A 13,709-nucleotide genomic window follows, 5' to 3' on the forward strand; every position below is an offset into this window, starting at 1 on the left:
GAGGGGACTTTAGGGCACTCTCCGCACACCATCAACATGTGCATCACCTTGTCGACAAACGACGGATCACCCCGTGCCGGTCGCCAACTCCTGCGGCTCGTCCTCCTCCTGGTCCGGCGCCTGCTGCGGGGGCTCGCGGTGCTGGGGCGGGCGGGGCGGCGGGCGAAGAGCTCGGCGGGGGTGGGGATGCGGGCCGGGGTCGGGGCGGGGGCGGGGCGGGGGCCGGGCGGCGCGGTTCGGAGGAGGTCATGCTGGTCCCTTCGGAGCGGTCGGGGCTGGGGACGGCCGTCAGATGGCGGGCCGGCGGCACGGTGGCGCGGGCCAGGCGCTCGCGGACGGCGGCCTCGGCCAGCGCGTGGCAGCGGCCGGCCAGTCGGGAGCGGCGGGTGCGCTCGCCGGGGCCGCAGGGCTGGCGGGTGAGGGTGCGCAGGGCTGACAGATCGTCAGGTTCCGGGAGGTAGCCGTCGGCGACGGCCTCTTCCAGGCGCTCCAGGTAGCCGCGGGCGGTGCCGGGCAGGGCGGCTCGGTAGCGGGCCAGTTCGGCCAGCAGGAAGCCGCGCAGTCGGCCGCCTTCGAGGACGGCCTCGTCGATCGCCTCGGCCAGCCGGAGCGCCTCCTGGACGTCCTCCGCCCAGAGGACGGCCAGGTCGGCGCCGAGTGGCAGCTGGGCGGGGACGGTGGGGTGGAGGGCCTGGGCGAGGGCACGGCGCAGCACGCGCACTTCGTCGGCGCTGAAGGCCATGCCGCCGCGGGACCCGTGTGGCGTAGGCATGAGTTGACACTACGTGAGGAATATCCGATTTGTCGGAACCCTGGCGTCGTGTCAACCGCGGTTGGTCCGAGCGGGTCAGCTCGCCGGCTTGTTGCGTTCGAACACCAGGCGCAGCCCGATCAGGGTCAGCCAGGGCTCGTGCACGTCGATCGAGTCGGCCTCGCCGAGCACCAGCGGGGCCAGCCCGCCGGTCGCGATCACCTGCACGTCCTCCGGGTCCTTCGGGGAGAGCTCCTTGGACATCCGGTTGACCAGGCCGTCCACCTGCCCGGCGAAGCCGTAGAGCACTCCGGACTGCATGCCCTCCACGGTGTTCTTGCCGATCACGTTGCGCGGGCGGGCCAGCTCGATCTTGCGCAGCTGGGCGCCGCGCACCCCGAGCGCCTCCACCGAGATCTCGATCCCGGGGGCGATCGCCCCGCCCACGTAGTCGCCGCGCTCGTTGATCGCGTCGAAGGTGGTGGCGGTGCCGAAGTCCACCACGATGCACGGTCCCCCGTAGAGGTGGTTGGCGGCCAGCGCGTTGACGATCCGGTCGGCACCCACCTCCTTGGGGTTGTCCATCAGCACGTGCACCCCGGTCTTCACGCCGGGCGCCACCAGCACCGCGGGGACGTCGCCGTAGTAGCGGCGGGTCACCTCGCGGAGCTCGTGCAGCACGGCCGGAACCGAGGAGCAGATCGACAGCCCGTCCACCTGCTGGGCATGAGCCCCCATCAACCCGTTCATCAGCACGGCCAGTTCGTCGGCGGTGCGGCGCGGGTCGGTGGAGATCCGCCAGTGTTCGACGACCTCCCCGCCGTCGAACAGGCCGAGCGTGGTCTGGGTGTTGCCGACGTCGATGGTGAGGAGCATGGGCTGCCGTTCTCCAGGGTGACGGGGGCCGGTGGTGATCTGACGGAGCGTCAGGAACGCAGGTCCAGGCCGATGTCCAGGACCGGCGCCGAGTGGGTCAGGGCGCCGACCGCCAGGTAGTCGACACCAGTCTCGCCAACCGCCCGCGCGGTGGCCAGGGTCAGGCCGCCGGAGGCCTCCAGCTTGGCCCGGCCGGCCACCAGCTGGACGGCCTCCTTCAGCTGCTCGACGGTGAAGTTGTCCAGCAGGATCAGCTCCGCCCCGGCGTCCAGCACCGGCGGGATCTGCTCCAGGGTGTCGACCTCGACCTCCACCGGCAGCTCCGGGTAGGCCGCCTTGACGGCCCGGAAGGCTTCGGCCACGCCGCCGGCGGCGACCACGTGGTTGTCCTTGATCAGCGCGGCGTCGGAGAGCGACATCCGGTGGTTCACGCCGCCGCCGCAGCGCACCGCGTACTTCTGCAGCGAGCGCAGGCCCGGGTGGGTCTTGCGGGTGTCCCGGACCACCGCGCCGGTGCCCACCAGCGCGTCCGCCCACGCCCGGGTGGCGGTGGCGATGCCGGACAGGTGGCAGAGCAGGTTGAGCGCGGTGCGCTCGGCGGTCAGCAGGTCGCGGGTGCGGCTGCGCACCGAGAGCAGGACCTGGCCGGCCTCGACCTGGTCGCCGTCCTCGACGTGCCGCTCGACCTCGAACTCCTCCTCGCAGATCAGCGAGACCACGGCCTCGGCGATCCGCAGGCCGGCGACCGTGCCGGCCTCGCGGGCGGTGAAGTCGGCGGTGGCCACCGCGTCGGCCGGCACGGTCGCCACCGAGGTGACGTCCTCGCCGCCGGCCAGGTCCTCGGCCAGCGCCAGGGTGGCGATGTCCTCCACCTCGACCGGGTCCAGGCCGGCCTCCTCCAGCAGCTCGGCCAGCGCCGGGTCCAGGCCGGTCTCGTAGCCCTCGGTGTCGCCGCAGCCGCAGCTGTCGCCGCAGCCGCCCGGCTCCTCGGCCATCGGAAGGTGCTCGTGGGCCATGTGTCGGTGCTCCTCTGTGCTCTCGGCGAGCGTGCTGTCGGTCAGCCGGACGCCGGTGGTGTCCAGGGTGGTGATCAGGTGGCGCTGCCAGCGGGCATCGTCGCGCTCCGGGTGGTCCTCGCGCCAGTGGCAGCCGCGGGTCTCGGTGCGAGCGGCGGCGGCGGTGACCAGCGCGGTGGCGACCAGCAGCAGGTTGGCCGCCTCCCAGGTCTCCACCCGGGGGTCGGCCGGCTTCTGCTCGGCGGCGTCGGCCGCGGCGTCCCGGCTCAGCTCCGCGAGGCCGGCCGTGGTCTCGGCCAGCGACTCGGCCGAGCGCAGCACACCGGCGCCGCGCGACATCAGGTGCTGGATCCGGGCCCGGGTCTCCGGCGCGGGCAGCGGGACGGGTTGCGCGGCCTCGGCCGCCGCGACGTCCACGGTGCGCTCCGGCAGCTCGCCGGCCCGGTGGCGCCCGGTCAGGTCGGCGACGATCCGCTCGGCGAAGACCAGGCCCTCCAGGAGCGAGTTGGAGGCCAGCCGGTTGGCGCCGTGCACACCGGTGCAGGCCACCTCGCCGCAGGCGTACAGGCCCGGCACCGAGGTGCGCCCGTGCAGGTCGGTGCGCACGCCGCCGGAGGCGAAGTGCGCGGCCGGGGAGATCGGGATCGGCTCGGTCACCGGGTCGATCCCGTGGGCGCGGCAGGACGCCAGGACGGTCGGGAACCGCTCGGCCCACATCTCGGCGCCGAAGTGCCGGCCGTCCAGGTACATGTGGTCGGCGTCCTGCTCCTGCATCCGGCGGATGATCCCCTTGGCCACGATGTCGCGCGGGGCCAGCTCGGCCAGCTCGTGCTGCCCGACCATGAACCGGATGCCCGCCGCGTCCACCAGGTGGGCGCCCTCGCCGCGGACCGCCTCGGAGACCAGCGGCTGCTGGCCGTGCGACTGCGGACCGAGCCAGAGCACGGTCGGGTGGAACTGGACGAACTCCAGGTCGGCCGCCTCGGCGCCGGCCCGCAGCGCCAGCGCCACGCCGTCGCCGGTGGAGACCGCCGGGTTGGTGGTGGCGGAGAAGACCTGGCCCATGCCGCCGGTGGCCAGCACCACGGCCCGGGCCCGGATCGCGCCCACGCCGTCCCGGGAGCCCTCGCCCATCACGTGCAGGGTGAGGCCGGCCGCGTGGCCCTCGGCGTCCTTGAGCAGGTCGAGGACCATGGCGTGCTCGACCAGCTCGATGTCGGGGGCGCTGCGGACGGCCGCGACCAGCGCCCGGGATATCTCGGCCCCGGAGGCGTCACCACCGGCGTGCACGATCCGGCGGCGGTGGTGGCCGCCCTCCCGGGTGAGCATCAGCTCGCCGACCGGGTCGGTGTCGAAGGCGGCGCCCTGCTCGATCAACCGCCGCACCGCGCCCGGGCCTTCGGTGACCAGGACCCGCACGGCCGGCTCGTCGCACAGCCCGGCGCCGGCCACCAGGGTGTCGGTCAGGTGCTGTTCGGGGCTGTCACCCTCGCCCAGGGCGGCGGCGACGCCGCCCTGGGCCCAGCGGGTGGAGCCGTCGTCGAGCATCGCCTTGCTGACTACCGTTACCCGCAGGCCGGCCTGGCGCGCTCCGAGCGCGGCGGTGAGCCCGGCCACGCCGGAGCCGACCACCACCACGTCGGTGTCGGCGGTCCAGCCCGGGCGGGGGGCGGTGAGACGGTGGGTCACGGCGGTGCTCCTAGCGGGTGTGCACGGCGTCGCCGCGCAGGGTGTCCGTGCCCGGCAGCGCCTCGGCGGCGTCCGACCCGGTGCCGGTGATCTTGTTCTCGGCGTCCACGAAGACCACGGTCGGCTGGAACTCCCTGGCCTCGGCGGTGTCCATCTGCGCGTAGGCGATCAGGATCACCAGGTCGCCGGGGTGGACCAGCCGGGCGGCGGCGCCGTTGATGCCTATCACGCCGGTGCCGCGCGGCCCGGCGATGGTGTAAGTCTCAAGCCTGGCGCCGTTGTTGATGTCGACGATGTGGACCAGCTCGCCGGGCAGGATGTCCGCCGCGTCGAGCAGGTCTTCATCGATCGTCACCGAGCCCACGTAGTGCAGGTCGGCCTGGGTCACGGTGGCCCGGTGGATCTTGGACTTGAACATGGTGCGAAGCATGGTCACGCCTCCTTTGAGTGCATGCCTGGGGGTTGCTTGCCGGTGGTCGAACGTACCGGTCGTGCCGGTTATCGAACGATGATGCGGACGTTGTCGATCAGGCGGGTGGCGCCCACCTTCGCGGCGACCGCCAGCACCGCCTCGCCCTGGAAGTCGTCCGGCGCCTCGACGAAGTCGTGCGGGTCGATCAGGGCGAGGTAGTCCAACTCGACGCCGTCGGCGGCCTTCAGCACCTCGGCGGCGGCTGCGCGCACGGCCGCCGGACCCTGCGCGCCCGCGTCGCGGCCGGCGAACAGCGCCCCGGAGAGCGCCAGCGCCTGCTCGCGCTCGGCCTCGGAGAGGTAGCGGTTGCGCGAGGAGAGCGCCAGCCCGTCCGGCTCGCGGACGGTCGGCACCCCGACGATCTCGACGTCGAAGTCCAGGTCGGCCACCATCCGCTGGATGACGGCCAGTTGCTGGGCGTCCTTCTCACCGAAGAACGCGTAGTCCGGGTCGGTGATGTGCAGCAGCTTGGCCACCACCGTCAGCATCCCGTCGAAGTGGCCGGGGCGGCTGGCACCCTCGAACCGCTCGCCCATCGGCCCCGCGGTCAGCCGCACCAGCGGCTCGCCGTTCGGGTAGACCTCCTCGGGCAGCGGGGCGAAGACCACGTCGGCGCCGTTCTCCTCGGCGAGCCGCACATCGGCCGCCAGGGTGCGCGGGTAGCGGTCCAGGTCCTCGTTCGGGCCGAACTGCAGCGGGTTGACGAACACCGTCACGGCGACCCGGCCGTCCCGGCCGACCTGGCGGCGGGCGGCCCGGATCAGCGCCGCGTGACCCTCGTGCAGCGCGCCCATGGTCATCACCACGGCGTTGTCCACCGGGTGCTCGTCCGGCCAGAAGGCGGCCTCGAAGTCGTCGACGGTGTGGGTCAGTTTGGTGCTGCGCGGCTTCGCGGCGGGCTTGGGGCGGGCCATCAGTGCATCTCCTCGTTGAGTACGTCCAGCAGCGAGGCCGCCGCTTCTTCGTTGAGCGTCCCGTGCGCCAGGGCGCGCTGGGCGGTGGCCCTCGCCATCGCCCGGTAGGCGGTCGGGATGTCCGGGGACACCGTAGTCAGCTGCGCCAGGTGGCGGCGCACGGTGCCGGTGTCGCCCCGGGCGACCGGGCCGGTCAGCGCGGCGTCGCCGGAGCGCAGGCTGTTGTCCAGGGCCGCGCCGAGCAGCGGGCCGAGCATCCGGCCCGGCTCGGCGACACCGGCCGCGCTCAGCAGCTCCATCGCCTGGGCCACCAGGGTCACCAGGTGGTTGGCGCCGTGCGCCAGGGCGGTGTGGTAGAGCGGGCGGACCTCCTCGGGCACCCACTCCGGCTCGCCGCCCATCTCCACCACCAGGGCCTCGGCCACCGGGCGCAGCTCCTCGGGGGCGGTCACCCCGAACGGGCAGCCGGCCAGCCGGGCCAGGTCGACCGAGGTGCCGGTGAAGGTCATCGCGGGGTGCAGCGCCAGCGGCAGCGCGCCGGCCCGGGTGGCCGGCTCCAGCACCGCGACGCCGTGCGCGCCGGAGGTGTGCACCAGCAGCTGGCCCGGGCGGACCGCACCGGTGGCGGCCAGCCCGGCCACCAGATCGGCGAGCGCGTCGTCGGGAACGGTGAGCAGCACCAGATCGGCGGCGGCCAGCACCTGCGGGGGCGACACCAGGCGCACCCCGGGCAGCAGGGCCTCGGCGCGGCGGCGCGAGGCGGTGGACACCCCGGCGGCGGCCACCACCTGGTGGCCGGCCAGCTGCAGGGCGGCGCCCAGCGCGGGGCCGACCCGGCCGGTGCCGACCACGCCGACGGCGAGGCGCGCCGGGCGCTCGGCGGGGTCCTGGAGGTCCCCCGGGCGAAGTCCCAGGGAGGGCCGGCGGGGGAGTCGAACGAAGAGCTCACGGCGTTCCAGTCCTCTACGGGTACCAGACGGTCCGTCCCATCCTACGGCCCGGCCGTGAGTGGGCTCAGCGGCCGCCCGCCTTGAGCAGTCCGGCCTCGTAGGCGAGCACCACGGCCTGCACCCGGTCGCGCAGCCCCAGCTTGGCCAGGATCCGGCCGACATGGGTCTTCACGGTGGCCTCGGAGAGCGTCAGCCCGGCCGCGATCTCGCCGTTCGACCGGCCCTGGGCGACCAGCAGGAACACCTCCCGCTCGCGGTCGGTGAGCGGAGCCAGGGCGGTCGGCCCGGTCGGCGGCTGCGTGACGGGCAGCACCTCGGCGAACCGGTTGATCATCCGCCGGGTGGTGCTGGGGGCCACCACCGCGTCGCCCGCGTGCACCGCGCGGATCGCGCTGACCAGCTCCGGCGGCGGCACGTCCTTGAGCAGGAAGCCGCTGGCACCCGCCTTGAGCGCGGTGAAGGCGTACTCGTCGAGGTCGAAGGTCGTCAGGATGAGCACCTTCGGGGCGCCCGGCCGCGGCAGTCCGCCGTCGTCCAGGCAGATCCGGCGGGTCGCCTGCACGCCGTCCAGCCGGGGCATCCGGATGTCCATCAGGACGACGTCGACGGCTCTCCCGCCGGCCCCGGCGAGCACCTCCAGGGCGGCGGCGCCGTCGCCGGCCTCGGCGGTGATCTCGATGTCGGGCTGCGACTGGAGCACCATCCGGAAGCCGGTGCGCAGCAGTTCCTGGTCGTCCACCAGCATCACGCGGATGGTCACGTGGGTCCTCTCCATGGGGGTCATCGGGCTGCCTTGAGCGGGAGCACCGCGCGGATCCGGAAGCCGCCGCCGGGCCGCGGCCCGGCGTCCAGGCTGCCGCTGACCATGCCGATCCGCTCCCGCATGCCGATCAGGCCGTGGCCCTGGCCGTCCGCACCGCCGTTGGCCAGCTGCTCGTCGGTGCTGCCGCGTCCGTCGTCCTCGATCACCACGTTCAGGTCGCGGTCGCCGAAGTCCACCGCGACCCGGGCGCTGACGTGGGGCCCGCCGTGCTTGCGGACGTTGGTCAGGGCCTCCTGGACGATCCGGTAGACCGTCAGCTCCACCCCGCGGGGCAGCTCGCGGGGGGTACCGGAGGTGGTGAACTCCACCGGCAGGCCCGCGGTGCGGACCTGCTCCAGCAGCTCGGGCAGCTCCTGCACGCTGGGCTGCGGCACGTACTCGTCGGTGGTGTCGGCGGTGCGCAGCAGGCCCAGCAGGCGGCGCATCTCGACCAGCGCCTGGCGCCCGGTGGTGGCGATGGTGCCGAGCGCCTCCTTGGCCTGGGCCGGGGAGTTGTCCATCACATAGGCGGCGCCGTCGGCCTGAACGATCATCACCGAGACGTTGTGCGCCACCACGTCGTGCAGCTCCCGGGCGATCCGGGCCCGTTCGGCGGCCACCGCCACCTTGGCCTGGGCGTCGCGCTCGCGCTCCAGCCGCTCGGCCCGGTCCTCCAGCTCGGTGAAGTAGGCGCGGCGCACCCGGGTCAGCCGGCCCCAGGCCCAGCAGAGGATGAACGGGGTGGAGAGCAGGGCACCGACGAAGATCCGTTGCAGCACGCCGTGTTCGGGGGGCGCCGAGTCGACGCTGTACCGGTACTCCTCCAGTGTGGCCAGCGGACCGGCCAGCAGGCCGCCGGTCAGGGCCAGCCGGGACACCCACTGGGCGCCGAACGCGGCCCCGGTGTACGTGAAGACCAGGTAGCCGATGCAGGAGAACTGCGGCGGGACTGCCAGGGCCACCTGGAGCAGGCCGAGCCCGAGGCCGGCGGTGACCGCCAGCGCCGGCCAGCGCCGCCGGACCATCATCAGGGAGCCGATCAGCATGGTGATGACGGCGTAGCCGGTCTGGTGCCAGTCGTCGTCGCCGAGGTGGGACACCAGCGACAGGAAGACCACCGGGACTGCCCAGGCGCCGTCGACCACCATCGGGCGTCCGCGGAGCCAGGCATAGAGTCGATGCACATGACCAAGCCTAGGCAGGCGAAAGGGGCGTACCCGTCCACCGGGAGGGCGATCCGGGCATCGTCCGCAGGTCGGAGGCCGGTACCGTCACCGGCATGACGTGGATGCGCTGGCGCCCTGCCATGGAGCGGGCCCTGTACGCGGCCGAGGGTGGCTTCTACCGCCGCCCGGAGGGCCCGGCCGGGCACTTCAGGACGTCCGTGCACGCCTCGCCGCGGTACGCGCAGGCGGTCGGCCGACTGCTCCTGGAGGTGGACGAGGCGCTCGGCCGCCCGGAGGAGATCGCCCTGATCGACGTCGGGGCCGGCCGCGGTGAGCTGGTGGGGCGGCTGGCGCGGCTGCTGCCGGGGCGGCTGCGGGCCTACGGGGTGGAGCTGGCCGCGCGGCCGGACGGGCTGCCGCCCGAGGTGCGCTGGCGCGAGACGGTGCCCGAGGGGGCGGTCGGGCTGCTGTTCGCCAACGAGTGGCTGGACAACGTGCCGCTGGACCTGGCCGAGCGGGACGACGCCGGGGTGCTGCGCTACGTGGAGGTGGACGGGAGCGGGGCGGAGCGGCTCGGCGGGCCGCTGGAGCCGGCGGACGCCGCCTGGGTGGCGCGCTGGTGGCCCCAGGGGGAGCGCTTCGAGATCGGCCGGCCGCGGGACGAGGCCTGGGCGGCGGCGGTCGGCGCGCTGGAGCGGGGGCTCGCGGTGGCGGTGGACTATGCGCACCGCCGCCAGGACCGGCCGCCGTTCGGCACCCTGACCGGCTTCCGGGCTGGCCGGGAGGTCGCCCCGGTGCCGGACGGCGGCTGCGACCTGACCGCCCATGTGGCGCTGGACGCGGTGGCCGTTCCCGGTTTCCACAGCCTGTGGACGACGCAGCGGGACGCGCTGCGGGCCCTCGGGGTCTCCGGGGCCCGCCCGCCGCTGGCCCTGGCGAGCAGCGACCCGGCCGGCTACCTGCGGGCGCTGGCCGGTGCCGGGGAGGGTGCGGAGCTCACCGCGAGCGCCGGCCTGGGCGGCTTCGGCTGGCTGCTCCAGGCCGTCCGGATGCCGATACCGCAGAGCCTGGCGGGGCTGCCGGGATGGCAGACTCTGGAAGCATGAGCAACCTCAGGGAGACCACGGTCGGCGTCGGTGCGGGAGCAGAGACGACCGCCACCGACATGGTGCTGAACATCGGCCCGCAGCACCCGGCCACCCACGGGGTACTGCGGCTGCGGCTGCTGCTCGACGGCGAACGGATCGTCGAGGCCGAACCGATCATCGGCTACATGCACCGCGGCGCCGAGAAGCTCTTCGAGGCCCGGGACTACCGGCAGATCATCATGCTGGCCAACCGGCACGACTGGCTCTCCGCCTTCGGCAACGAACTGGGCGTGGTGCTCGCCGTCGAGCGGATGCTCGGCATGGAGGTGCCGGTCCGCGCGGTCTGGACCCGCACCCTGCTGGCCGAGCTCAACCGGGTGCTCAACCACCTGATGTTCCTCGGCTCCTACCCGCTGGAGCTCGGCGGGATCACCCCGGTCTTCCACGCCTTCCACGCCCGCGAGGAGCTCCAGCACGTGCTGGAGGAGGCCAGCGGCGGGCGGATGCACTACATGTTCAACCGGGTCGGCGGCCTCAAGGAGGACCTGCCGGCCGGCTGGCTCGGCCGGGTGCGGGCGGCCGTCGCGACGGTCCGTGCCCAACTGCCGGTCTTCGAGGACCTGGTGCTGGGCAACGAGATCTTCCGGGCCCGCACCGCCGGGGTCGGGGTGCTCTCCCCGGAGCACGTGCGCGCGTACGGCGTCACCGGCCCGATCGCCCGGGCCAGCGGCGTCGACTTCGACCTGCGCCGCGACGAGCCCTACCTGGCGTACGGCGAACTGCGGGACGTGCTCAGCGTGGCGCTCCGCGAGGAGGGCGACTGCCTGGCCCGCTTCGAGTGCCTGCTGGAGCAGACCGCCAACTCCCTGGACCTGGCCGACGCCTGCCTCGACCGGCTGGCCGAGCTGCCCGCCGGCCCGGTCAACCTGCGGCTGCCCAAGGTGCTCAAGGCCCCCGAGGGCGAGACCTACGCGTGGACCGAGAACCCGCTCGGGGTCAACGGCTACTACCTGGTCTCGCGCGGCGACAAGACGCCGTGGCGGCTCAAGCTCCGCTCGGCGTCCTTCAACAACATCCAGGCGCTCACCGAGCTGCTGCCCGGCACCCTGGTGGCCGACATGGTCGCGATCCTCGGGTCGATGTTCTTCGTGGTCGGAGACATCGACAAGTAGGCGACGCCAAGCAGACAACGCCGCCAAGTGGCTTGCTACTCGGCCGACTTGGCCTTCTTGCCGCGCTTGCCGTCGGCCGGCCCCTTTCGATTTCCGGCATCCGCCGGGTGGGGCGCCAGCTTGCGGTCGCCCTTGGCGGCGATCCGCTGCTCGCACAGCTCGGCCAGCACCGCGTACGCCTCGGCGCCCATCAGCTCGATCAGCTCCGGCCGGTAGCTGACGTACACCGGCTTGGAGGCCTGGTGCGCCTCCGGGCTGCTGGTGCACCACCAGTGCAGGTCGTGGCCGCCCGCGCCCCAGCCGCGCCGGTCGTACTCGCCGATCGACACCTGGAGGTAGCGGGTGTCGTCGGGGCGGTCGATCCAGTCGTAGGTGCGGCGGATCGGCAGCTGCCAGCAGACGTCCGGCTTGGTCTCCAGCGGCTCCTTGCCCTCCTTGAGCGCCAGGGTGTGCAGCGCGCAGCCGGCACCGCCGGCGAAGCCCGGGCGGTTGAGGAAGATGCAGGCGCCGTCCACCCGGCGGGTCTGGCGGTCGCCGTCCTCGTCCAGCATGGTGATGCCGCCGTCGAGCTTCAGCCGGCCCTTCTTGTCGGTGCCCTCGGCGAAGTACTGCCAGGTCTCGGGGGTGAGCCGGCGGGCGTGCCCGATCACCCGCTGCTCGTCGTCCTCGTCCGAGTAGTGCGCGCCCAGCGTGCAGCAGCCGTCGGACTCGCCGCGGCCGGGGCGGATGCCGTGGCAGCCCTGGCCGAAGATGCAGCCCCAGCGGGAGGTCAGCCAGGTGAGGTCGCAGCGGAACACCTGCTCCTCGTCGGCGGGGTCGGCGAACTCGACCCAGGCGCGGGGGAAGTCCAGCCCGACCTCGGGGAGGGGCTTCTTGCTGGTGGGGGCGGGATGTCGATGGCAGCCACCCGGCAAGGGTAGGGCAGCCGGGTGGCTTTCCGTGTCGGCGTGCGCGGCTCAGGCGGCCAGGCTGTGTCGGTCAGGCGGAAAGGAAGGCCTCGAGGGCCTTGGCGAACGCCACCGGGATCTCGTACATCGGGTAGTGGCCGGAGCTCGCCAGCACCTCCAGCTCGGCGCCCGGATAGAGCGGCAGCCAGGTGCTCTCCATCAGCTCCCGGGTCAGCGCCAGGTCGTGCTCGCCGACGAAGACCTTCACCGGCAGCTCCAGCCCCGCCACCTTGGCGGCGAAGTCCTGCCCGGCCCAGTCCCGGAAGTAGGCGGCGAAGGCGTCCACCCGGGAGGTGGCGCTGGAGCGGGCGACCATCCGGTCCAGCCAGACGCCCTTGGCACGCTGCCCGGTCACCAGGTCGAGGATGATCCGCCGGGCCGTGAAGTTCTGCGCCGCGGCCTCGAACAGCTCCCGCTCCTCGTCGCTCAGCTGGTAGGCGCCGGCCATCACCGGCGAGATGCCGACCAGCTTGCGCACCCGGTGCGGAGCCTCGGCCAGCACCAGCTGCGCCGCCTTGCCGCCCATCGAGTGCCCGACCAGCGAGAAGGTCTCCCAGCCCAACTCGTCGGCCAGCGCCAGGGTGTCGCGGGCGATCTCGGCCAGGGTGTAGTCACCGGGCTCGGCGACCCGGTCCCCGTAGCCGCGGTAGTCGAGCATCGCGTAGGAGAACGCCGACTTGTCCAGGTAGTCGAGGAACGGACCCCAGCCGGCGGTGGTGCCGAACCAGTCGTGCAGCACGATGACCTTGTGCTCGCCCGAACCGTGTCGGCGGTGACTGATCGTCATGTTCTGTTGGCTCCCGGGTAGGAGGGATCGTCGGTATCCCAGGCTGACGCCACGGCGAATCGATCAGCAATCGAACACGCGGGATTTCCGCAGGTGCCGTGGCGTAGCGTGGTGAATTATGCGACTTGGTGTCCTCGACGTAGGTTCCAACACGGTGCACTTCCTGGTGGTGGACGCCCACCCCGGGGCCGCGCCGCTGCCCGCCTACTCGCACAAGGCGGAACTGCGACTGGCCGAGCTGCTGGACGCGCGCGGCGCGATCCGCGAGGACGGGATACACCGGCTGATCGACCACATCGCCTCCTCACTGCGGGTCGCCGAGGACAAGGGCGTGGTGGACCTGCTGCCGTTCGCCACCTCGGCGGTGCGCGAGGCCGTCAACGGCGAGGCCGTGCTCCAGCGGGTGAAGGAGGAGACCGGCGTCGAGCTCCAGGTGCTCTCCGGGCAGGACGAGGCCCGGCTGACCTTCCTGGCGGTGCGCCGCTGGTTCGGCTGGTCCTCCGGACGGCTGCTCGACCTGGACATCGGCGGCGGCTCGCTGGAGATCGCCTGCGGCATCGACGAGCAGCCCGACGCCGCCTTCTCGCTGCCGCTCGGGGCCGGCCGGCTGACCGCCGCCATGCTGCCGGACGACCGCCCCGACCCGGAGGCGGTGCGCGAGCTGCGCCGGCACATCCGGGCCCAGATCGCCACCGTGGTCGGCGAGATCTCCCGGCTCGGGCCGCTGGACCACGCGGTCGCCACCTCCAAGACCTTCAAGCAGCTGGCCCGGATGACCGGCGCGGCCCCCACCGAGGCCGGCGCCCGGGTGCCGCGCAAGCTGAGCCGCAGCGGGCTGGCCGCCTGGGTGCCGCGGCTGTCGACCATGACGCCGGCCGAGCGGGCCAAGATCCCCGGGGTCTCCGAGGGCCGGTCCAGGCAGCTGCTGGCCGGCGCCCTGGTGGCGGACGCGGCGATGGACCTGTTCGGTCTGGACGAGCTGGACATCTGCCCGTGGGCGCTGCGCGAGGGCATCATCCTGCGGCGGCTCGACTCCATGGAGGGCACTGGCTCCCGCTGATCGAACGAGAAGCGCATAA

Annotated in this window: 13 protein-coding genes and 1 pseudogene; 3 read left to right on the plus strand and 11 right to left on the minus strand. The window is 73.4% G+C overall.

The window, feature by feature from the left end; translation table 11 throughout:
- Window positions 1–43 precede the first annotated feature (43 nt).
- The 9 genes and pseudogenes from E6W39_RS41980 to E6W39_RS24840 all read right to left on the minus strand — a co-directional run bounded on the left by E6W39_RS41980 (window position 44) and on the right by E6W39_RS24840 (window position 8,654).
- Complete coding sequence (locus tag E6W39_RS41980; RefSeq protein WP_228718346.1) at window positions 44–772, minus strand: hypothetical protein; 729 nt, start codon at window positions 770–772, stop codon at window positions 44–46.
- A 75-nt stretch (window positions 773–847) separates the two neighbouring features.
- Window positions 848–1,627: a type III pantothenate kinase gene (locus E6W39_RS24810; RefSeq protein WP_101381250.1), complete on the minus strand. Its 780-nt coding sequence runs from the start codon at window positions 1,625–1,627 to the stop codon at window positions 848–850.
- A gap of 50 nt (window positions 1,628–1,677) precedes the next feature.
- Window positions 1,678–2,643 (minus strand): carboxylating nicotinate-nucleotide diphosphorylase, encoded by a 966-nt coding sequence (gene nadC, locus E6W39_RS41985; protein ID WP_323809162.1) that lies wholly within the window; start codon window positions 2,641–2,643, stop codon window positions 1,678–1,680.
- A gap of 63 nt (window positions 2,644–2,706) precedes the next feature.
- Window positions 2,707–4,332 (minus strand): annotated as a pseudogene (locus tag E6W39_RS41990) (L-aspartate oxidase); the annotation flags it as partial.
- Window positions 4,333–4,342: 10 nt separating this feature from the next.
- On the minus strand, window positions 4,343–4,762 hold the full coding sequence (gene panD, locus E6W39_RS24820) for an aspartate 1-decarboxylase (protein WP_141635415.1): 420 nt from the start codon (window positions 4,760–4,762) through the stop codon (window positions 4,343–4,345).
- Between the two features lie 68 nt (window positions 4,763–4,830).
- Entirely contained in the window at window positions 4,831–5,718 is an 888-nt protein-coding gene (gene panC, locus E6W39_RS24825) for a pantoate--beta-alanine ligase (protein ID WP_141635416.1), read from the minus strand.
- Window positions 5,718–6,632, minus strand: a complete 915-nt coding sequence (locus E6W39_RS24830; RefSeq protein ID WP_141637933.1) for a Rossmann-like and DUF2520 domain-containing protein — start codon at window positions 6,630–6,632, stop codon at window positions 5,718–5,720. The genes panC and E6W39_RS24830 overlap by 1 nt, the downstream gene beginning before the upstream one ends.
- 100 nt (window positions 6,633–6,732) lie before the next feature.
- Complete coding sequence (locus tag E6W39_RS24835; RefSeq protein WP_141635417.1) at window positions 6,733–7,428, minus strand: response regulator; 696 nt, start codon at window positions 7,426–7,428, stop codon at window positions 6,733–6,735.
- Window positions 7,429–7,448: 20 nt separating this feature from the next.
- Window positions 7,449–8,654 (minus strand): sensor histidine kinase, encoded by a 1,206-nt coding sequence (locus E6W39_RS24840; protein ID WP_141635418.1) that lies wholly within the window; start codon window positions 8,652–8,654, stop codon window positions 7,449–7,451.
- Window positions 8,655–8,749: 95 nt separating this feature from the next.
- Here E6W39_RS24840 and E6W39_RS24845 point away from each other — a divergent pair, with 95 nt between their 5' ends.
- Together E6W39_RS24845 and E6W39_RS24850 are read left to right on the plus strand one after the other, a co-directional pair.
- The gene (locus E6W39_RS24845) at window positions 8,750–9,742 is read left to right on the plus strand and encodes an SAM-dependent methyltransferase (RefSeq protein WP_141635419.1); all 993 of its coding nucleotides are present in this window, start codon (window positions 8,750–8,752) and stop codon (window positions 9,740–9,742) included.
- On the plus strand, window positions 9,739–10,896 hold the full coding sequence (locus E6W39_RS24850) for an NADH-quinone oxidoreductase subunit D (protein ID WP_141635420.1): 1,158 nt from the start codon (window positions 9,739–9,741) through the stop codon (window positions 10,894–10,896). The genes E6W39_RS24845 and E6W39_RS24850 overlap by 4 nt, the downstream gene beginning before the upstream one ends.
- Before the next feature lie 35 nt (window positions 10,897–10,931).
- Here E6W39_RS24850 and E6W39_RS24855 read toward each other — a convergent pair whose 3' ends face one another.
- Together E6W39_RS24855 and E6W39_RS24860 are read right to left on the minus strand one after the other, a co-directional pair.
- Window positions 10,932–11,810: a hypothetical protein gene (locus tag E6W39_RS24855; protein WP_141635421.1), complete on the minus strand. Its 879-nt coding sequence runs from the start codon at window positions 11,808–11,810 to the stop codon at window positions 10,932–10,934.
- Window positions 11,811–11,874: 64 nt separating this feature from the next.
- Window positions 11,875–12,630 (minus strand): alpha/beta fold hydrolase, encoded by a 756-nt coding sequence (locus E6W39_RS24860; RefSeq protein WP_141635422.1) that lies wholly within the window; start codon window positions 12,628–12,630, stop codon window positions 11,875–11,877.
- A gap of 118 nt (window positions 12,631–12,748) precedes the next feature.
- Between E6W39_RS24860 and E6W39_RS24865 the strand changes: the two genes are divergently transcribed.
- Entirely contained in the window at window positions 12,749–13,690 is a 942-nt protein-coding gene (locus E6W39_RS24865) for a Ppx/GppA phosphatase family protein (protein WP_141635423.1), read from the plus strand.
- The last annotated feature ends 19 nt before the right edge of the window (window positions 13,691–13,709 follow it).

Source organism: Kitasatospora acidiphila (genome assembly GCF_006636205.1).
Lineage (GTDB): Bacteria > Actinomycetota > Actinomycetes > Streptomycetales > Streptomycetaceae > Kitasatospora > Kitasatospora acidiphila.

Excerpts from the sequence above, each read along its gene's own strand:
- nadC (WP_323809162.1), bottom strand. The coding sequence starts at position 2,643 with ATGGCCCACGAGCACCTTCCGATGGCCGAGGAGCCGGGCGGCTGCGGC.
- panC (WP_141635416.1), bottom strand. The coding sequence starts at position 5,718 with ATGGCCCGCCCCAAGCCCGCCGCGAAGCCGCGCAGCACCAAACTGACC.
- panD (WP_141635415.1), bottom strand. The coding sequence starts at position 4,762 with ATGCTTCGCACCATGTTCAAGTCCAAGATCCACCGGGCCACCGTGACC.
- E6W39_RS24850 (WP_141635420.1), top strand. The coding sequence starts at position 9,739 with ATGAGCAACCTCAGGGAGACCACGGTCGGCGTCGGTGCGGGAGCAGAG.
- E6W39_RS24810 (WP_101381250.1), bottom strand. The coding sequence starts at position 1,627 with ATGCTCCTCACCATCGACGTCGGCAACACCCAGACCACGCTCGGCCTG.
- E6W39_RS24845 (WP_141635419.1), top strand. The coding sequence starts at position 8,750 with ATGACGTGGATGCGCTGGCGCCCTGCCATGGAGCGGGCCCTGTACGCG.
- E6W39_RS24865 (WP_141635423.1), top strand. The coding sequence starts at position 12,749 with ATGCGACTTGGTGTCCTCGACGTAGGTTCCAACACGGTGCACTTCCTG.
- E6W39_RS41980 (WP_228718346.1), bottom strand. The coding sequence starts at position 772 with ATGCCTACGCCACACGGGTCCCGCGGCGGCATGGCCTTCAGCGCCGAC.
- E6W39_RS24860 (WP_141635422.1), bottom strand. The coding sequence starts at position 12,630 with ATGACGATCAGTCACCGCCGACACGGTTCGGGCGAGCACAAGGTCATC.